At 34.9% G+C, this 21,821-nt stretch carries 11 protein-coding genes; 7 read left to right on the top strand and 4 right to left on the bottom strand.

Annotated features, from left to right (window positions below):
* Nucleotides 1-160 precede the first annotated feature (160 nt).
* The 4 genes from ABTV69_RS21945 to ABTV69_RS21960 all read right to left on the bottom strand — a co-directional run bounded on the left by ABTV69_RS21945 (nucleotide 161) and on the right by ABTV69_RS21960 (nucleotide 7,859).
* Nucleotides 161-1,996, bottom strand: a complete 1,836-nt coding sequence (locus ABTV69_RS21945; RefSeq protein WP_433832665.1) for a PQQ-binding-like beta-propeller repeat protein — start codon at nucleotides 1,994-1,996, stop codon at nucleotides 161-163.
* Between the two features lie 989 nt (nucleotides 1,997-2,985).
* Nucleotides 2,986-3,813, bottom strand: coding sequence for an alpha/beta hydrolase (locus tag ABTV69_RS21950; RefSeq protein ID WP_433832667.1), 828 nt, complete (start codon nucleotides 3,811-3,813; stop codon nucleotides 2,986-2,988).
* Between the two features lie 55 nt (nucleotides 3,814-3,868).
* A complete protein-coding gene (locus ABTV69_RS21955; protein ID WP_433832669.1) occupies nucleotides 3,869-6,784 on the bottom strand; it encodes an FAD-binding and (Fe-S)-binding domain-containing protein in 2,916 nt (971 codons plus the stop codon).
* Nucleotides 6,785-7,109: 325 nt separating this feature from the next.
* Nucleotides 7,110-7,859 carry a DeoR/GlpR family DNA-binding transcription regulator gene (locus ABTV69_RS21960; RefSeq protein WP_433832671.1) on the bottom strand — a complete coding sequence of 250 codons (750 nt, stop codon included), beginning with the start codon at nucleotides 7,857-7,859 and terminating at the stop codon, nucleotides 7,110-7,112.
* Between the two features lie 247 nt (nucleotides 7,860-8,106).
* Between ABTV69_RS21960 and ABTV69_RS21965 the strand changes: the two genes are divergently transcribed.
* From ABTV69_RS21965 to ABTV69_RS21995, 7 genes are all read left to right on the top strand, one after another.
* Nucleotides 8,107-11,373: a SusC/RagA family TonB-linked outer membrane protein gene (locus ABTV69_RS21965; RefSeq protein WP_433832673.1), complete on the top strand. Its 3,267-nt coding sequence runs from the start codon at nucleotides 8,107-8,109 to the stop codon at nucleotides 11,371-11,373.
* Between the two features lie 32 nt (nucleotides 11,374-11,405).
* A complete protein-coding gene (locus ABTV69_RS21970; protein ID WP_433832675.1) occupies nucleotides 11,406-13,142 on the top strand; it encodes a RagB/SusD family nutrient uptake outer membrane protein in 1,737 nt (578 codons plus the stop codon).
* Nucleotides 13,143-13,399: 257 nt separating this feature from the next.
* The gene (locus ABTV69_RS21975; protein WP_433832677.1) at nucleotides 13,400-14,602 is read left to right on the top strand and encodes an exo-beta-N-acetylmuramidase NamZ family protein; all 1,203 of its coding nucleotides are present in this window, start codon (nucleotides 13,400-13,402) and stop codon (nucleotides 14,600-14,602) included.
* Nucleotides 14,603-14,939: 337 nt separating this feature from the next.
* Nucleotides 14,940-15,752 (top strand): N-acetylmuramic acid 6-phosphate etherase, encoded by an 813-nt coding sequence (gene murQ / locus ABTV69_RS21980; protein ID WP_433832679.1) that lies wholly within the window; start codon nucleotides 14,940-14,942, stop codon nucleotides 15,750-15,752.
* A 69-nt stretch (nucleotides 15,753-15,821) separates the two neighbouring features.
* Nucleotides 15,822-17,327 (top strand): sodium:solute symporter, encoded by a 1,506-nt coding sequence (locus tag ABTV69_RS21985; protein ID WP_433832681.1) that lies wholly within the window; start codon nucleotides 15,822-15,824, stop codon nucleotides 17,325-17,327.
* A 17-nt stretch (nucleotides 17,328-17,344) separates the two neighbouring features.
* Nucleotides 17,345-20,344 (top strand): glycoside hydrolase family 3 N-terminal domain-containing protein, encoded by a 3,000-nt coding sequence (locus tag ABTV69_RS21990; RefSeq protein ID WP_433832683.1) that lies wholly within the window; start codon nucleotides 17,345-17,347, stop codon nucleotides 20,342-20,344.
* A gap of 123 nt (nucleotides 20,345-20,467) precedes the next feature.
* The gene (locus tag ABTV69_RS21995; RefSeq protein ID WP_433832685.1) at nucleotides 20,468-21,739 is read left to right on the top strand and encodes an acyltransferase family protein; all 1,272 of its coding nucleotides are present in this window, start codon (nucleotides 20,468-20,470) and stop codon (nucleotides 21,737-21,739) included.
* Nucleotides 21,740-21,821: the final 82 nt, after the last annotated feature.

Below are 21,821 nucleotides of genomic sequence, written 5' to 3' on the forward strand. Positions count from 1 at the left end.
GTGGCAAAAAAAATCATTTTAATCTTTTTAATCTGTGGCTATTTTTCTCTCGCAGATTTAGCTGATCTAGCTGATTTTAATTTGTGAATTCGTGGCTAAAAAAAATCTGTGGCTAAAAAATACCTAACAGGTTTTGAAAGCCTGTTAGGATAACTTTATATTAATTAAGCAAATAAATTCCGCCTTCGATAAGAGAAGTCCACACTCTGCCTTGATTGTCGATTGTGAAACCATTTACGCTTGAGCTCCCTAAAGTGATTTGTTTTATGATTTCAAATTTATCTGCATCAACAATGATAACTTCACCTTTTCTACTTCCGATATAAATCTTATTGTCTTTTTCTAAAATTCCTGCTGGATTGTGTTCATATCCTAACTTCAAATCCAGAACTTTACTTTGCTTTTCTACATTTTCTTCTGTCAATTCCAAATCATCAGAAAGAGGCACTCTTAACAATAATCCGTCCATTGTTTTGCCATAAAACCATTTTCCGTCTTGGCTTTTCCCCATCGATTCTCTAATTTTCCATTTTGACGTTCTTAAAAGCGTTTTCCCAGTTTCAATATCTAAAATAGTCAAGAAACGTTGTGGCGTCACAAAATAAAGTCGGCTTTTTGTTGCAACCATATTCACATTTCCAGCCGAATATAAAATCTGTTTGTCATTGCCATTATTCCATTTCCAGATCAACTCGCCTGTATTTTTATTCAAACAATAGATATAAGTATCCCAAACTCCAAAAATGATTTTATCCCCTTGAATCAAAGGTATTCCCTGAGAATACGATTGTGGAAGCTCTTTTTTCCAAATTACCTTCCCGCTCACAGCATCAGAACAAACAAACGCTGTCGAACTTGCTGTATAAATCTTGTTATTTTCAGCAATTGGAGAACCTACTAAAACGCCTCCAACAGCAATATCCCATTTTTGTTTTCCTGATTGCGAATCAAATCCCAAAAGTTTTCCTTCTATGGTTCCAATTACAAGATTACTTTTTACTAATATCGGTGAAAAATAAATGGCATTTCCGGTTTTTGTTTTCCAGTTTATTTTTTTGTCTTTCAAATTTACGGATTGTATTTCGCCAAGAGAATTGGCAAAATAAAAATTCTTTTTATCAAATGAAGGAAGACTATAAATTGAAGCATCATCTTTCAAAAATGGTGCAACTGCTGGAAAATCATCCTTTGGAATTTCAATTTTTGAAGGTTTTGTTGGAACAGAAAATTTGAAAACACCCGGTTTAGCAATTTCTTTTTGATAAATACTGACGCTATCAACACTGATAATCAATTCGTTATAACTTTGAGTTTTACCATCTAGCGAAGTTATAGAAGTTCCCATCAAACCGCTTAAACCCGAAAAATCATATTTTCTCAAGGTATGTCCGTGACCGCAAAAACTAGCAACAGTTGGATATTTTTGCAAAACAGAAAGCACTTCTTTATAATTGCTTACACTATTATCCATTGGATAATGTGCAAAATTTAGCACTTTTTTATTGTTCCCTTTAAGACTATCTTTCAACGTCTTATCCAGCCATAATACATCTTCATGTTTTACAAAACCATCACCCATTTTCATATATGGTCCGCATGGATATCCGATAAAAACGTAATCTCCTTTTGAAAATACAAAACGATCTTCTCCAAATATTTTTTTATAAGTCAACCCTGCACTTTCGCTCCAGTTTGTTTCATGATTACCCGAAATAACGTAATACGGTTTTGTCAATTTTGAAAGGATCGAGTTAACCTCTTTTAATTCATCATCTGCGCCTCGGTTGGTTAAATCTCCTGTTACAACTACAAATTCATTATCCGAATTGTTGATTTCCTTTACGATGTTTTGCAATAAAAAATCATTGTCATTTCCCACAGAAACGTGTAAGTCTGTAAGTTGTACAAATTTTATAATTTTCTTTTTTTCTGCATTCTGCGAAAATCCAGCTGTTATTACGAAAAGCAATAGTATTCTGAAAAATAGATGTTTCATGGTTTCTTTTTAGTTAATTAGCAATACTTTATTTTAAACAGTTCTTATTTCGGAATTTACTGTGTTACTAAACCGCAAAGAGCGCAATGATTTACGCAATGCTCGCAAGGTTTTGTTTTTTTTTAATCTCGCAAAGGCGCGAAGACGCAAAGTTTTTCTTTTTTAAATATTTTTATTCTTTGCGCCTCTGCGACTTTGCGAGCAATTTCATTTACAATAAAAAAATCTTTTTAATCCTTTTGATCTGTGGCTAAAATTTAACCGCAAAGAGCGCAATGATTTACGCAATGATCGCAAGGTTTTGTTTTTTTTTAATCTCGCAAAGGCGCGAAGACGCAAAGTTTTTCTTTTTTAAATATTTTTATTCTTTGCGCCTCTGCGACTTTGCGAGCAATTTCATTTACAATAAAAAAAATCTTTTTAATCCTTTTAATCTGTGGCTAAAATTTAACCGCAAAGAGCGCAATGATTTACGCAATGCTCGCAAGGTTTTGTTTTTTTAATCTCGCAAAGGCGCGAAAAAGCAAAGTTTTTCTTTTTAAAACATTTTTATTCTTTGCGCCTCTGCGACTTTGCGAGCAATTTCATTTACAATAAAAAAAATCTTTTTAATCCTTTTAATCTGTGGCTAAAATTTAACCGCAAAGAGCGCAATGATTTACGCAATGCTCGCAAGGTTTTGTTTTTTTAATCTCGCAAAGGCGCGAAGACGCAAAGTTTTTCTTTTTAAAACATTTTTATTCTTTGCGCCTCTGCGACTTTGCGAGCAATTTCATTTACAATAAAAAAATCTTTTTTAATCCTTTTAATCTGTGGCTATTTTTTCTCTCGCTCCCGATAGCTATCGGGATCGCAGATTCAACGGATTATTTCGCGGAATTTGAAAATCGTGGCGAAAAAATACCTAACAGGTTTTAAAAACCTGTTAGGATAACCAACCAAAATTTATGTATCCCGATCATGTGTGAGAACCGACATACACTTTATTATTACTTTGTTTTTACACTTTCATTGAAGAAATCATGAAAAAACAAAAGTTGATATTTTAAGGAATTCTCCCAATATTTAAGATTATGTTCTCCTGGGCGCTCAATATAATCGTGATTTATTTTTAGAGCCAACATTTTTGCATGAAGCTCTCTGTTTACCGTCATGAAAAAATCGTCAACACCGCAATCGATAATCAATTTTAATTTGTTGTCTTTTACTAAATCCAACATATTGGTAACCGTGTTTTTATCCCAATTTTCTGGATGTTCTGTAATTGTTCCCAATCGTTTTTTGATGTCCCAATTTTCAGGAAACGGACGGAAATCTACACCACCGCTCATACTTCCTGCCGCTCCAAATACATCTTGGTGTTTGAAAGACAAATACAAAGCACCATGTCCACCCATACTCAAACCAGAAATGGCTCTTCCTGTACGATCTTGAATTGTTTTATAATTTTTATCAATAAACGGAACCAATTCTTTTACGACATAAGTTTCATATTTAAAACTCGGATCGATTGGACTATCAAAATACCAGCTTGAATAATTTCCATCTACACCCACCACGATAAAGCCATATTGATCTACTTGTCTTCCTAGTTCCTTAAAATCTTTCGCCCAAGAACGATAGTTCCCGCTGTAACCATGAAGCAGGTAAACTACAGGAAATGCTTTCTTGCCCTTTTTATAATTGTCTGGAACCATTACACAAGTTTTAATATTCTTCTGCATCGAAGCACTAAAAACCTGTAAAGTATCAACCTTTGCTGCTCTAGTTGTAAAAACTAAAAGAAGCAATACGATTGTGTAAATTGTTTTTTTCATAACTGATGTTTTTTATAAAATAATATTTTGAAAAGTAGCGGTAAAATACAAAAATTTATTTCAAACAACTTTTCAAAATAGTGACGGGATGCAGCGCTTTTCTGCCCGTTCCATCAAAAATCTGATGACGGCAACTTGTTCCAGCGGCAGCAATTTCTGTTGTGGGTTCTGTTGCTCTAATTTTCGGAAATAAAGTATCTTCTCCCATTTGCATACTGATTTCGTAATGCTCTTTTTCATAACCAAACGACCCTGCCATTCCGCAACAACCCGAATTGTAAATCGTAACTGTATTATTTTTTGGAACATTCAGCATCGCAAAAGAAGCTTCAACGCTGCTCAACGATTTTTGATGGCAATGCCCATGAATCTTGATGCTTTTTTCTTTTTCAGAAAATTGTTCTGAATGAATTTTTCCGTCTGTAATTTCTCTTTTGAAAAATTCTTCAATAGTGAAAGTATTCTTAGCTAATTTTTCAGCACTTTCTTTATCGCCAGCCAATCGAAGGTATTCATCTCTGAAAGTCAATATTGCCGAAGGTTCAAGACCAATTAAAGGCGTGTTTTCAGAAATTATATTTTTAAAAATAGTAATGTTTTTATTCGCAATTTCTTGTGCTTCTTCCAGAAAACCTTTTGAAATAAATGCTCTTCCACTTTCTTCATGATCGATTACAATTACGTTGTAACCTAATCTTGTTAATAATTCGAAAGCATCGATTCCGACCGAAACATCATAATAATTGGTGAATTCATCGCAAAAAAGATAAACGCTTCCGTTTTCGAAAGAGTTGTTTCCCTGAAGTTTTTTATTGGCTTGATACCATTTTCTAAATGATTTTGGAGCCAATAACGGCACTTGTCTTTCAGGTGCAATTCCCATTCTTTTTTTAACGAAAAAACGATTCGAAACCCAATTGGTAATGGATGGCGCAATACTCCCTAATTCATTCAATTTCGAATTGAAAGCAAACATTTTATTTCGGAAAGAAAAACCGTTTGCTTTCTGATATTGATATAAAAATTCGGCTTTTAGAGTCGCAATGTCAACATTACTCGGGCATTCGCTTGCGCATGCTTTACAGCTTACACACAATTCAAAAACTTTATATAGTTCTTCGTGATCGAATTTATTTTCTTTTTCAGAATTCGTAAGATATTCGCGTAAAGCGTTGGCACGGGCACGCGTAGTATCTTTTTCATTTCGTGTCGCACGATAACTCGGACATAAAGTTCCGCCTGCTGAAGGCATTTTTCGGCAATCGCCAGAACCGTTGCATTTTTCTGCAGCACGCAAAATTCCTAAACTATCAGAGAAATCCTGAATCGTTTGAATTTCTGGTTCCACTCTACCCGCTTCAAAACGAAGATTTTCATCCATTTTAGAAGCATTCACGATTTTACCAACATTTAGAATCGTATCGGGGTCGAAGGCTTTTTTAATTCTTTTTAGCAATTCGTAGTTTTTATCGCCAATCATAAAAGGAAGAAACTCACCTCTTAAAATTCCGTCGCCATGTTCACCACTTAGCGAACCTCTATATTTCTTAACTAAATGAGCAACTTCGGTGGATATATTTCTAAATTGGTGTAAACCTTCCTTTGTTTTTAAATTGATTTTAGGACGCAAATGCAACTCTCCCGCTCCAGCATGCGCATAATAAATCGCACTTTGCCCGTGGCTTTCCATCATGGCTGCAAATTCGGCGATATAATTTGGAAGATCACTTAATTCTACGGCTGTATCTTCAATAGAATCGGCTGCTTTATCGTCTCCCACAATACTTCCTAAAAGTCCAAGCCCTGCTTTTCGAACTTCGTTTACTTTATCAATATCAGTTCCATAAATCTTTGGCAACGCATATCCGAAACCATTATATTGAAGATCTCTAATCAAAGCATCGGCTTGCAGTTCGGCATCTTCCATACTAATGTGCGAACCCACTTCAAGCATGATTACTGCTTTGGGCTCACCTATAATAAAAAATCTATTTTTGGCTTGTTCTCGATTGGTTTTAGTACAATCCAAAATCGTATCGTCCATCATTTCGCAAGTGTACAAATGATGTTTCATTGCCACTACAACTGCTTCTAAACTTTCTTGGATGGTGTGAAAATGCGCCACCACCATAATGTTATTGGTCGGCGGAAGATCATCTACTTTTAACGTAACTTCAGTTGTAAACGCTAAAGTTCCTTCGCTTCCGCAAAGCAGTTTCCCTAAATTGATGGTGTTTTCTGTACCCGAAAAAAGTTCTGATTTTAATAAAGCATCAATTGCATAACCCGTATTTCGTCTATGAATTTCAGGTTTTGGAAATTCTCTTAAGATTTCATCCTGATTTTCTTTGTTTGAAAGTTCTTCGTAAATCGTTTTATAGATTTTATTTTCTAAAGAATCACCTTTGGTTTTCTCGATAAATTCTTCAGAAGTCAAATCTTTAAAAACGGCAAGCGTTCCATCACTTAAAACCGCTTTTATTGCTACAATTTTATCCCTGGTAACGCCATAACGAATTGAAGTTGTCCCTGATGAATTGTTCCCTACCATTCCGCCAATCATACATCTGTTAGTAGTTGACGTTGTGGGAGAAAAAAATAAACCGTGCGGTTTTAAATATAAATTCAGTTCGTCACGAATGACTCCGGGCTGAACGGTTATGGTTTTATTCTTTGGATCAAAAGCTACTATTTTATTGAAATGTTTCGAAACGTCCACAATGATTCCGCTTCCAACCGTCTGCCCTGCAAGAGAAGTTCCTGCTGTTCTTGGCGTTATAGAAATTTTATTTTTTGAAGCAAAACGAATAATATTTACAATATCAATTTCTGATTTCGGAATCGCCACAGCAAGTGGCATAATTCTATAAGCGGAAGCATCTGTGGCGTATATTTTTTTATGAAGTTCATCATAAAAAAGGCTTCCTTCCAGATAAGTTTCTAATTCTTGTAGTTGAAGAGAATCGGACATTGATTTGGTTCTGTGGCTTTTAGTTCTTTAATAGGTCTCGCTTCTGCATTTTGCTTAAAAATTTTAAGCAACAGCGATACACCTTCTAATCTTATTAGAAATCTATTTTATTAAAGCACTACTTTGAAGCTTCAAACTTCTTTCAATGCACTAGAAAAATTCAAGCCAATGAAGTATTGTTTTTCATAAATATATTTGACTAACACCAATTAGTTTTAACAAATATAGATACAAAAAACATACAAATACATTATTTTGCGTTTTTTAACATAATAAATTTACAAAAACGCAACAAAACGCAAAATCGATTTTAAATAAGTTTGAGTTATAAGATAAAAACCCCAGATTTCTTATATTCTTCTAGTCTTTCATCTTCTGGATCTAGATTCGTAACAATGGTATCCAATTTTGTCAGGTCACAGACACCGTGAGGCATTTTGGTATCTAACTTATCAGAAGAAAACATTGAAACCACCTTATCTGAAGCCTCAATCATTGCTTTTTTCACAATTGAAATTTCATAACCAATTTCAGTTAAACCTTGTTTTATATTGATGCTGCTAGCACCAATGAAACAAATATCGGCTTTGATTTTAGAAACCACCTGAATTACATCCATACCTATTGTAACCATTGCGTTTTTCTGCATTTTTCCACCAATAAATATCAAATCAATATTTGGATGCTGAGACAGTTGCATCGCGATTGGAAGGCTATACGTATATATGGTAGCTTTTAAATCGGCAGGAATTAACTTGGCAAAAACTAGATTAGTGCTTCCTCCACTCATTATAATAACTTGATCGTCATGAAGTAGTGACAATGCTTTTGTTACAATTTTCTTTTTTTCTTCTTCAGCAGAAATTGCAATGTCAAAAACATTTGCCGATTTCTCTTTAACTTGAACAGCACCGCCGTAGACCTTTTCTAGCTGGTTTTTACTATCCAATTCGTTCAAATCTCTTCTTATAGTATCTTCGGATAAATCGAGAGCCAAAGCTAAATCTGTTGTAACAACTTTTTGGTCTTCAATAAGCTTAGTCATTATATATTTATGTCTTTCGGCTTTCAGCATATTTTTTTAAAAGTTAAAGTTCATCACAAATATATCAATTATTTCAATTTATAGCAGAAAAGACCGTTAAAACTGCAAAATCATGCATTTTATAGTTTTTGAGAATAATTTAAATAAATATTTTTCGGCAAAAATTGCGTTTTGTTGCGTTATTCAATTTTTTTTTCGAAAAAAAATAAAAAATAACGCACTTATATGCAATAAATAGATATATTTGCTCAACAACCATAAAAAAAACCAGATTATTATGAAAAAATTACTCCTTATTTCATTGTTGGTTTTGTTCATTCAAGTGACATTTGGGCAAACAAAAACAATTACTGGAACTGTAAAAAACCAAGCTGACGGGTTTCCCTTACCGGGGGTCAGTATTGTGATACAGGGAACGACAAACGGTACAACAACTGATTTTGATGGAAATTTCAGCATTAGTGTAGCCTCAGGACGTTCTCTTGTTTTTAGCTACATGGGATCTGAAACTCAAGTAGTAAAAATTGAGGGACAACAAAAACTTACCATTACTCTTGCATCATCTACTGCAAAATTAGATGAAGTAGTTGTCGTGGGATTCTCTTCTCAGAAAAAAGCAAATCTTACGGGAGCAGTTGCTAAAGTTGATGTAAAAAAAGCTTTAGGTAGCATTCCTATTACAGATATTACAAAAGGTTTACAAGGAACAACGCCTGGTCTTAATATTACATACAATTCGGGTAATATAAGCAAGGGGTCAAATGTTAATATTCGTGGAGCAGGAACTATTGTAAATGGTGAAGCTGCAGGATCACCACTTATTTTGGTCGATGGTGTTCCGGGTGATTTATCCTTACTAAATGCTGAAGACGTAGAATCAATGTCGGTACTTAAAGACGCTGCTTCTGCTTCTATTTATGGTGCACGTGCTGCATTTGGAGTTATTTTGATTACGACTAAAAGTGGTAAAAATGCTAAAGGAAAAGTACGATTCGCTTACAGCAATAACGTAGCGATAAGCAACCCAATTTCTTTGGTACAATTTAATGATCCTACCGTAGAGCTTCCTGCGATGATCGATGCACAAGCCAGAGCTGGTAACGCAAATCCAGAATCTTTCGGTATGAACTACAAAACATTATTACCTGGTATCATCAACTGGAAAGAAAAATACGCTGCAACGAGAAATCCTAATGATAAGAACATGATCTTAGGTGAAGATTTTGACGTGATTGGCGGAAAAGAATACTTCTACAGAATTTGGAACCCGCACGATGAAATGTTGAAAAAGAATTCATTACAAACGCTTCATAACTTATCAGCTCAAGGCTCTTTAGGAGAGAAAAGTTCGTTTATTGTTTCGTTAGGACTTGCTAATCAAGAAGGTGTAATGAAAATCAATAATGAAACCAACCAAAGATTCAATCTTAATCTTGGTTTCACAACACAATTGGCAAGCTGGCTTACAGGAGATTTTAAAGTATTAGGAACTTTCCAAGAATATGATTCTCCATTCAACTACTATAATAGTGGTCTTGATACAACTGGTAACGGATATTTTGGATATTATATGCGTTGGGGTTCTTATTTCCCTTATGGTACTTACAACGGCACTCAATTTAGACATGCGGCAGGATATATGGCAAATGCAAGTCAAAATGAAAACAAGTCAAATGATATGAGGATCAGTGGAAAACTTACTGCTCAAATTACAAAAGACTTTAATATTATTGGAGAATACAGTGTAAATAATAACTTCTCAAGTCTTAAAATGAACGGTGGTCAAATTCCGCTTTGGGATTGGTGGACAAGTGCTGCTGATTTAACTTCAGGAAAACCTACAATGATGGAAAGTGCAAATGATTTTGTTGCACAAGCCAAATCATCTTACACAAGAAATGTTGCAAATATTTATGCAAACTACAGCAAAACATTAGCTGAAAACCATAACTTTAAAGTATTGGGCGGTTTAAACTCAGAATGGTATGATTTTGAAAGAACGTATGCTCGTAGAAATACACTTTTAGATAAAAGCAAACCAGAATTTAATTTAGCTATTGGTGATCAATTTACTTCACCTCTTGTATCTACTGCTATCTTAAATCCAGGTTTATCAAGATATGCAATTGCGGGATTTTTTGCTCGTGTGAATTATGATTACAAAGGAAAATATCTATTGGAAATCAATGGACGTTACGACGGTTCATCAAAATTCCCTGCTAATGAACAATGGGGATTCTTCCCTTCTGCTTCTGTTGGATATAGAATTTCTGAAGAAAGCTTCATGGAAGGCACAAGAAGCTGGTTGAATGATTTGAAAATTCGCGGATCTGTTGGTTCGATTGGAAATCAAAATATCGCAGCAAATGCCTTTTTACCAACGATGACTAACTCTAATCCATTTTGGTTAGGAGGTGGTTCAACTGTTCCACCTTCTGTAAATCAACCAACAAATGTTGATCCGAATTTAACTTGGGAAAAAGTAACTACTCAAGATGTAGGTATCGATATCAGATTATTTAATATGTTAGGAATAACATTTGATTACTACCAACGTGATACTAAAGGAATGTTAGCTCCAGGGAAAACGCTTCCGGGTTCATTTGGTCAAACAGCAGCTAATACAAACTCAGGAAATTTAAGAACTACTGGTTGGGAGTTAGCGCTTAACTTTAACAAAGCCATCAATCAAAACGTTACTGTTTATGCAGATCTAACACTTTCTGACAATACTACTGAAGTAACAGAATGGAACAACTCTTCTAAACTTTTGGGATCTTTTTATGCAGGTCAAAAATTAGGCGAAATCTGGGGATTAGAAACAGACCGATTAATTCAAACTACAGATCAAGTTGATGCTACAGGATTAATCGTAAACGGTGTTGATTATAAAAACATTAGAACAGGTGCATTTAAATTTGGTGCTGGAGATGTATTGTACAAAGACTTAAATGGAGACGGAGTAATCTCAAGAGGAGATGGAACAGCTCTTAATCCTGGGGATTTAAAAGTGATTGGTAATACAACACCACGCTACCAATATGGAATTCGTTTAGGAAGTGCTTTATACGGCTTTGACATTGATGCTTTCTTCCAAGGAGTTGGTAAACGTCAATATTGGGCAACTTCTGACTTGATCTTGCCTTTCTACAACAGAACTGATGCTATGTATGTAAATCAGAATGATTACTGGACACCGACAAATACAGATGCGTATTTCCCGAATCCATATCCTGGTCATGCTGGTAATGCATTTGGAGCTTATGCACCTGGATCAAACAACTTTGTGGCGCAATCACGTTATTTATTAGACATGTCTTATTTGCGTTTGAAATCGGTAACTCTTGGTTATACTATTCCTAAAAGCATTACTCAAAAAGCGGGAATTGATAAAATCAGACCATACATTTCAGCATTAAACTTAGTTACTTGGAAGAGCAGCAAATTGCCAGTAGATCCTGAAATCAATGAAACTGAAGCAGCTTGGGGAAGAACTTTCCCGTACTCTAAAACATGGTCGTTTGGTGTTCAAATTGCATTCTAAATAAGGTATTTAAAAATTAAAAAATAATCAAAATGAGAAAATTCATAATAAACTCCAGAATAAAACTGTCAGTTGCCTTGCTTACTTTTGCAAGTCTTACTGTTGGCTGTTCCGATTTTTTAGATACACCTCCTGAAGATGTGTTTACAGATGACAATTTTTGGACTTCCGAAAATAACGTAAAAACCTATTCTTGGTTAAACTACAATACCTTTAATGGGTATGGAAATAATGCCGGAACAACAGCTGACTTTTACTTTCATGCTACCTCTACGTCGCTAATCGATGACAACTTAGCCATGAACGTTTTCACCAACTTCCCTACAGCGGCTAATGCAACCAGCACTAACTGGAACGAGTATTACACTTTGATTCGTCGTTGCAATCTTATGTTGCAAAGAGTACCAAATGTACCTATGGATCAAACGAAAAAAAATCACTATATCGGTGTTGCAAAATTCTTTAGAGCGCACACTTATTTTCGTTTAGCACAACAATTTGGTGATGTGCCTTATACAGACCAATATTTAGCTCAAAGCGATCCTAATGTATACAAACCAGCTTTAAGCAGAGCCGAAGTGGTTGATAATGTAATTAAGGATCTGGAAGAAGCAATCCCAATGCTGTTAAACGTTGATGACAATAACGTTACTGTAAATAAATATACTGCTTATGCCTTACTAAGCCGTGTATGTCTAAGCGAAGGAACTTACAGAAAATACAACGCAGGACAAAATGGAAATGCTTATCTTCAAAAAGCAAAAGACGCTTCTTTGGCTATCATGAACAATAGTTCGTATAAACTAAATGCAGATTGGAAAGCGCTTTACAATTCTGTTGAGCTTTTAGGAAACACGGAAGTAATTTTGACAAAAAGATACATCAAAGGTGTGTTAGGAAATTCAGTACAAGCTTATACAAACACTTCTACTGTTCAAAACGGATTGACAAAATTTGCAGCTGAAAGTTATGTAACGACAAATGGATTACCAATTAAACAAGCCGGAAACGCACAATACTTAGGTGATAACACTATTGCCAATACTTTTGCTAATAGAGATCCAAGATTTGCTAAAGCCTTCAGTACAGCGGATTATGCTTATTCTGACAAGCCTTATAATGGTTTAACCTCTATTACAGGTTATGTGTTTCAATTGTATAACAATCCTGCTACATCAGGTACAGAGGTTACCACAATTGGGCAAAACCAAATTGATGCTCCAGTTTTTACATTAAGCGAAGTATATTTGAATTATGCTGAAGCTTGTGCAGAATTAGGAACAGTTACGAATAGCGATCTTAACTTATCAATCAACAAAGTTCGTACACGTGCAGGAATCGCTACTTTAACAACAGATGGCACAAATGCTTCTGCTAATGGCGTACAAATAGATGATCCGCAAAGAACAACTGCATTAGAACAAAAAGCAGGAATTGTAAATCCTATCATTTGGGAGATTCGCCGTGAGCGCCGAATTGAGTTTATGAGCTGGACTACCATGAGAAAAGAAGATCTTATGCGTTGGAAAAAAGGAGATTATTTGGATACTAATGCCAATCCAGATGTGGTTTTAGGAGCTAGAATTATGGCTTTAATCGGAACTAACTCCAAAACAAAAGTAGATGCAAACGGATATGTAATTCCTTACGCAGCAGGTGTATCAAGATTATTTGTATCTCCAAAAAATTACTTAAGTCCAATACCAACAAACGACATTAGTTTGTACGCCGCGGAAGGTGTGGAATTAAAACAAAATCCAGGCTGGTAATACTAGTAAAAACAAGGTAAATTGCTCCATAATAAACTGCCTCTGAAATAAGATTTTTTAGAGGCAGTATTTTAAAATACTCTTTTTTCAAACACTTTGTGACCTATAAAAAAGACTTAACAAAATTTCAACCTGAAAAAAAATCAGATTTTCAGAACTTAGTTTTTAGATTCCCCAATCTACTTTAAACATTCGTATACTCCGATAAAATCTTAATTTATTAGTCCATTTTGTCTTAACTAATAATTGTATTTAAAATGATAAAATTTATAGCAAAAATCACTTTTGTTGCCATTTTTCTGTTTTGTGCACCAACCTATGCTGCAGAAAATCGATCAATTGATATCAATCATTCCGCAGATTTCAATTACACTATTATAAAAACTGGAGCCGACAATTACGAAAAATACCTTCCGCTTTTAAAAAATAAAAAAGTTGGAATCGTAACCAACCAAACGGGAATTTTAACCAACAAAACTCATGTGGTGGATTTCCTTTTGGAGAAAAAAATTGCGGTTCAAACTATTTTTGCTCCAGAACACGGATTTAGAGGAACAGCCGACGCAGGAGAACATATCGTTGACGGAAAAGACCCAAAAACCGGTTTGCCTATTATTTCACTTTACGGCGACAATAAAAAGCCAAAACCAGCGCAGTTATCTGGTCTTGATGTTATGATTTTTGACCTTCAAGATGTAGGCGCAAGATTCTACACGTACATTTCTTCCTTGCATTACGTAATGGAAGCTTGTGCCGAAAACAATATTCCGCTTATCGTTTTGGATCGACCAAATCCGAATGGTGCTATTGTAGACGGACCTCTTTTAGAAAAAGAATTTACAAGTTTTGTGGGTATGCACCCTATTCCGCTCCTTCACGGTCTGACAATTGGCGAATATGCCCAAATGGTAAATGGAGAAAAATGGCTGAAAGATGGTGCGCAATGCAAACTAACCGTCATTCCTTGTCTAGATTATAAAAGAACAATGCCTTATAGTTTATTGGTTAAACCATCTCCAAATCTACCCAACGATCAATCAATAAATTTATACGCCAGCTTATGCCTTTTTGAAGGTACAAATGTGAGCATGGGACGCGGAACCGAAAAACAATTTCAAATTTATGGTTCTCCGTACTTAACCAATACCTCTTTCAGCTTTACTCCAAAACCGAACTTTGGCGCCAAAGATCCTCTATACAACGGAAAAGAATGTTTTGGCGAAGACTTGACAAAATATCCAAAACTAAAACAACTGGAGTTAAAATGGCTGATCAAAGCGTATCAGAATACGAGTGATAAAACGAAATTTTTCAATGCCTTTTTTACCAAACTCGCAGGAACAAAAAAATTACAGCAGCAAATTGAAAGTGGCGTTTCTGAAAGTGAGATCAGAAAAACATGGCAGAAAGACCTTGAAGCTTTCAAAACAATGCGCACAAAATATCTAATTTATAAATAGCTTTTTAATACATCTATAACTATAACAGCCTGTTTTTCAAAATAGAAATTCTTGGAGAAATTAATTGCCTCCATCTTTAGATGGAGGTTCATAAAATTAGCGCAAAGATGGCTTTAGCCTAAACAATGCCTCTGCTTTATACTAATTTGGCTAAAGCCTACAATTTCTAGCCCCCCCTAGTTAAAACTAGAGACAATTGAAAAAAACAATGAATTATTATAAATGAAATTATTTTATTCCAATTCATACCATCAGCTAAAATAGAACCTATTAATGTAAAATAGTGAAACCAGAAAGTTAAAAAATCTAGGTTCCAAAAATCAAAAAAAAAAGAAAAATGAAAAATAAAAATCCTGAAACTGAACAAGAATCTTTGTACAAAGACTTGGATCAAATGAGCGTGAAAGAACTTCTTACCAACATTAATACAGAAGATAAAAAAGTACCGCATATTATTGAAGAACAGATTCCGAAAATTGAAAAACTGGTTAAAGCCATTGTCAAAAAAATGCAATTGGGTGGCCGATTATTTTATATTGGAGCAGGAACTTCAGGAAGAATCGGAATTTTAGATGCATCGGAATGTCCGCCAACTTTTGGTGTGCCACATGATATGATTATCGGAATTATTGCTGGTGGCGATACGGCAATCAGAAAAGCAGTTGAAAATGCTGAAGATGATACAGAACAAGCATGGAAAGATTTGGAAAAATTTGAAATTTCTAGTTTGGATATGATTATCGGAATTGCGGCTTCTGGAAACACTCCTTATGTTTTAGGAGCTTTGAAAAAAGCCAAAGAACACAATGTAAAAACAGGAAGTATTTCATGCATCAGTAATGGACTTATTGCTCAAGAAGCAGATTATCCAATTGAACTAATCGTAGGTCCAGAATTTTTGACTGGAAGCACCCGAATGAAATCAGGAACAGCGCAAAAACTGACCTTAAACATGATCTCCACTTCAGTAATGATCAAATTAGGAAAAGTCAAAGGCAACAAAATGGTTGACATGCAACTTTCTAATGAAAAACTAGTAAAACGAGGCATCAAAATGATTATGGAAGAACTTGATATTGAATATGATGTAGCTGAAGAATTACTTCATGAACACAAAAGTGTAAGAGCCGTATTATTGGCACAAAAATAAGTTTAGCAAAACCAAAACTATTAAAATCTTTTATAGTTTTATAAAAGAATCAAAAACCAAAAAACTAAAATGACACCAAGTACCATCCTTCTCCTAATTATCGTTTATTTCGGAACATTATTCTACATCTCACACAGAGTAAGCAAGAAAGACAGCGGAAATGAAGCTTTTTTTACTGCCAATAAAAATTCAAAATGGTATTTAGTAGCGTTCGGAATGATTGGAACGGCACTTTCTGGAGTGACTTTCATTTCCGTACCTGGAGAAGTTGGCGCCGCCAGCGGAGAACAATTCAAATATTTTCAGTTTGTTTTGGGTAATGCTCTTGGTTTTATTGTGATTACAAAATTATTGTTGCCTCTATATTACAGAATGAACCTGACTTCGATTTATGGATATATCGAACAAAGAATGGGTGTTTTTAGTTATAAAACGGCTGCTTCTATTTTCTTGATCAGCCGAACGATTAGCTCTGCCTTCAGACTTTATTTGGTTGTGATTGTTTTACAGCGTTTTGTTTTTGATTTTTACCATGTTCCCTTTGCTTTCACCGTTTTAATTTCGCTTTTGCTTATTTTCTCTTATACGTACAGAGGCGGTTTAAAAACTATTATTATTACGGATACTTTGCAAACGTTCTTCTTAGTTACCTCTGTTTTCTTAACGATTTATTTCATCTGCGACCGAATGGATTTGAGTGCTATTGGCGCTTTTGAAGAAGTAAAAAACAGTAATTACTCCAAGATCTTTTTCTTTGATGATTTCATGGGAAGTAAATTCCATTTCATAAAACAAATCATTGGCGGAATGTTTGTAACCATTGCTATGACAGGTTTAGATCAAGATTTGATGCAGAAAAACTTGAGCTGTAAAAACATTGGCGAAGCACAAAAAAACATGTTCACTTTTACAGGAATATTTGTTGTCATCAATATTTTCTTTTTGAGTGTTGGAGCACTTTTATACATCTATGCCAATAAAAACGGCATTTCAATTCCAACTGATTTAGTTACCGGAAAACCAAGAACCGATTTGCTTTTTCCTGAGATTGCTTTAAATCATTTAGCGCTTGTTCCTGCAATTGTATTCTTATTAGGAATTATTGCGGCGACTTTTGCGACTACAGATTCGGCTTTAACGGCCTTGACCACTTCTTTCTGCGTGGACTTTTTAGGAATGGATAAAAGCGAAAACACCAAAAAAAATACGGTTAGAACGAGACATTTGGTGCATATTAGTTTTTCGGTGATAATTTTCTTCGTGATTATTATTTTCAATACTATCAATGACAGCTCAGTGGTTGGAATGATTTTCAAAGTCGCTTCCTATACGTACGGTCCGTTATTAGGATTATACGCTTTTGGTTTGTTCCAAAAATCAAGACATGTCAACGATAAGCTAATTCCAATAATCTGTCTGTTGTCACCTTTTTTCACCTATTTAATCAATGAAAATTCGAAAGTATTATTTGGAGGATATGTCTTCGATAATGAATTAATAGTGTTAAACGGATTACTTACTTATTTCGGAATTTATATTACCAGTAAACGCTCAGCAGAAAGAATTTCATTTTAATTGCCAAAAACCATTTCATGAAAAATTATATTATCAAAATAGGATTGTTTGCAGTAATGCTTTTTTTCATCATCAATTGTGGTGTTTCAAAAAAGAGCACAACAACAACTGTAGTAAGCAAACCTGTTTCAACTGAAAATAAAGAAGTTTATATTCCGAAAACGAAAGCCCAAAAAAAACCATTTCTTCAGGATTCAGATGCTGAAAATCGTTGGACAGACAGTATTTACAGCCAAATGACTTTAGATGAAAAATTAGGTCAATTGTTCTTTGTAAATGCTTATTCCAATAAAGATTCAGTTCATGTCAATAAAGTAAAAGAATTGGTTTCAAAATACAATGTCGGAGGTATTATCTTCTTTCAAGGCGGACCAGTTCGTCAGGCTAGATTAACAAATGAATATCAGGCAAAAGCCAAAGTTCCATTGTTCATCGGCCTTGATGCCGAATGGGGTTTGAGTATGCGTTTGGATTCGACTTATGCTTATCCATGGAATATGACTTTAGGTGCAATTCAGGATTTAGCACTAATTGAAAAAGTGGGAAGAAATATGGGAAGCGAATGCAGAAGAATAGGAATCCATTTTAATTTTGCTCCTGTTTTGGATATCAATACAAATCCGCTGAATCCAATTATTGGAAATCGTTCTTTTGGCGAAAGCAAGACAAATGTAGCCAATAAGGCAGCTGCTTTAATGAGAGGAATTCAAAGTCAAGGTGTTTTATGTACAGGAAAACATTTTCCAGGCCATGGCGACACGGCGGTCGATTCTCATAAGACCCTCCCAACCGTTACTTTGACCAAAGAGCGTATAAATGAAGTAGAATTATATCCATATAAACAGCTTTTTGACGAAGGTTTAGCTTCTGTAATGGTTGCTCACCTCAATATTCCGAGTTTGGAATCTGGAGAAAATATTCCTTCTTCTGCCTCTTATAATGTGGTTACCGAATTACTTCAGAAACAATTAGGCTTTGAAGGATTGATTTTTACAGATGGCTTGGGTATGAAAGGTGCTAGTAATTTTAAACCCGTAGGTGATCTTGAGTTAGCCGTTTTAAAAGCTGGAAATGACATTTTTCTTTGCCCAGATAATGTTCCTGTAGCTTTAGAAAAATTAAAAGTCTTTTATGCTAATGGCGAAATTACCGAAGAACGTTTAGCGCATTCCGTTAAAAAAATTCTTCATTATAAATTCAAAGCGGGTTTAAACAAATACAAACCTGCTGATTTGAATAACTTGCAAAAAGATCTTAACAGCTCTGATAAAGATGCACTTCAGTATACATTATATGAAAATGCTGTTACGGTTTTAAAGAATGAGAAAGAAATTCTTCCGATAAAAGATTTAAGCGAAAAAATTGCATACGTAAAACTGGGCGAAGATACCAACAGTACCTTTATTTCAACCTTAAAAAAATACACTGATATTACAGAAGTTAAGGATACTAATCTTGACAGTCTGAATAAAGAATTGAGAAAATTTGACAAAGTAATTATCAGCTACCATAAAGTAAATAAAGCTTGGGAAAAACAAGATTTTTCACTTCAGGAAATGCTTTGGCTGAAAGAAATTGCCAAACACAACAAAGTGATTTTGGATGTTTTTGCTAAACCCTATTCGTTACTGTCAATCAAAGATTTTGATGATATTGAAGGATTAATAGTTTCTTATCAAAACTCTGATATTAGCCAAGTTGTTTCTGCAGAATTGCTATTTGGAGCCATTGCAGCAAAGGGAAAATTACCTGTTTCGATTAATGATGTTTTCCATGTAAATGATGGTTTGACTACAGAAAAACTGAATCGCTTGGCTTTTACAGCTCCCGAGAACGTAAATATGAATCCAGCCGTTTTATCAAAAATAGATGCTGTCGCACAGAAAGCAATTGATGGAAAAATGGCTCCTGGAATGCAAGTTTTAGTAGCTAGAAAAGGAAATGTTATTTTCCAGAAATCTTACGGAGCACAGACTTATGACAACGGAAAAAAAGTAGCCAATACAGATTTGTATGATGTCGCTTCGATTTCAAAAATGATTTCAACATTGCCAAATGTGATGCAATTGTACGATAAAAACAAAGTCACACTGGACACTCAATTAAAAGACATGTTGCCGTCTTTTGCAAAAACTAATAAAGGAAATATCACTTTTAAAGATTTGCTAAACCATTACGCTGGACTTCAAGCTTGGATTCCATTTTATAAAGCAACTTTAGACAGCAACAACCAACCTTCTGAGAAATATTACAGTAAAGTTGCAAGTCCTGATTTTACAACGAAAGTGGCTGAGAATCTTTACATCAGAAATGATTATCATGATACAATTATGAAAATTATTGCTGAAAGCCCTGTTTCTCCTAAAAAAGAATACAAATACAGCGACTTTACTTTTATTATTTTAAAAGAATATTTAGAAAGAAAAACGCATAAAAAACTGGAAGAATTAAGCCAAGAGAATTTCTTCAGCACGTTAGGAATGACGCATACGCTTTACAATCCGCTGGACCGATTTGACAAAAGCGCTATCGCACCAACTGAAATCGATACGTATTTCAGACATCAAGAACTTCAAGGGTATGTGCACGATATGGCGGCCGCAATGGAAGGCGGAGTTGCGGGACATGCAGGAATTTTTTCAAACAGTATGGATGTTGCCAAAATGATGCAGCTATTTTTACAGAAAGGAAATTATGGTGGTATTCAATATTTTTCTCCTGAAACTTTTGACGCTTTCAACACTTGTTATTACAAAAACCAAGGTGTTTGGAGAGGTTTAGGATTTGACAAAAGAGTCCATAAAGGCGGACCAACTTGCGACTGCGTTTCAGAATCTAGTTTTGGCCACACAGGTTTTACAGGAAACATGGCTTGGGCCGATCCAGAAACCGAAATTGTATATGTTTTCCTTTCCAACAGAACGTATCCAGAAATTGTGAACGACGAAAATAAATTAGCCAAAGGAAAAATTAGAGAAGAAATTCAGCAGATAATTCAAAATGCAATAGTGAAGTAAATTCCAAATTTAAAATCCCAAATTCCAAATCGGAAAGCGTCAAAAATCTTTCCTCTTGCTTCTTTCTTCTAATCAAAAATCTAAAATCTAAAATCAAAAATCAGCAATCTAAAATCTAACCCCATGACCAAAGAACGTTTAACCTCGCTCGATGTCTTTAGAGGATTTACCATCTTCTTAATGACCATTGTCAACAATCCAGGAAGCTGGGATGCTATTTATGCGCCTTTAGAGCACGCCGAATGGCACGGCTGTACGCCTACCGATTTAGTTTTCCCGTTTTTTATTTTTATCATGGGAACTGCGATTCCGTTTGCGATGCCTGTAAAACATTTTGACGGAAGTGTTTTCAATAAAATCTTAGTCCGTTCGCTTCGAATTTTCTGTTTAGGATTGTTTTTAAGCATTTTCAGCCGAATTCATTTATTTGGTTTAGAAGGACTACCGTTATTGGGAGTACGATTGGTTATTGCTTTTGCCGTGGCTTACGCTCTTTTAGGAAACTTTTCAATGAAAGTCAAAACCATTCTTGCTGTTGGAATCTTTGTCATACTGATTTCTCTATCCTTTAGCGGACTAGAGCATTTTGAAGACACAAGAATCCCAGGCGTATTACAACGAATTGCCATTGTGTATTTCTTTGCTTCTATTTTGTATTTAAAGACCAATTTAAAAACACAACTTTTAGTTTTAGCGACACTTTTGATAGGCTATTGGCTTTTAATGGCGTTTGTTCCCGTTCCCGGATTTGGTCCTGCAAATTTCGATAAAGGAACCAATTTGGCGGCGTGGCTAGACGATACTCTTTTAAACGGACATTTATGGGCATCATCTAAAACTTGGGATCCAGAAGGAATTTTGAGCACTTTGCCAGCCATTGGAACAGGAATTTTAGGAATGTACATTGGACAGCTTTTAAACTTGCCAATTGATAAAATCGAAATTGTAAAAAAAACAGCCATTACAGGAACTGTTTTATTAATTGGAGGTTTACTTTGGAATCTCTTTTTTCCGATTAATAAATCGCTTTGGACCAGTTCGTATGTTCTATATACCGCCGGAATTGCAACAATCTGTTTAACGCTTTTATATTATATAATTGATATGAAAGGATATAACAAATGGACGAAACTATTCTTGATTTGGGGTGTAAACCCAATGATTGTGTTTTTCTTTTCTGGAATAATTCCGAGAGCCTTAAGTGCAATAAAAGTTGCCGATCCAAAAACTGCTGGCGAAGAAATTGGCCTTCAAGCTTATATTTATAATCATGGAATTGTTCCATGTTTCGAAAATCCGTTGAATGCATCATTGGCTTATGCTTTGTCTTATGCCATTTTCTGGTCTTTCATCTTATGGATTTTCTACAAAAAGAAATTGATTTTTAAAGTCTAAATTCTTTTTCCAGCAGGTTAAATTTAATCTGCGCACATCTACTTTAATCTTTTAAATCTGCGTGAAATAATCTATTCGCAAA

Source organism: Flavobacterium anhuiense, from assembly GCF_050990855.1.
Lineage (GTDB): Bacteria > Bacteroidota > Bacteroidia > Flavobacteriales > Flavobacteriaceae > Flavobacterium > Flavobacterium anhuiense_C.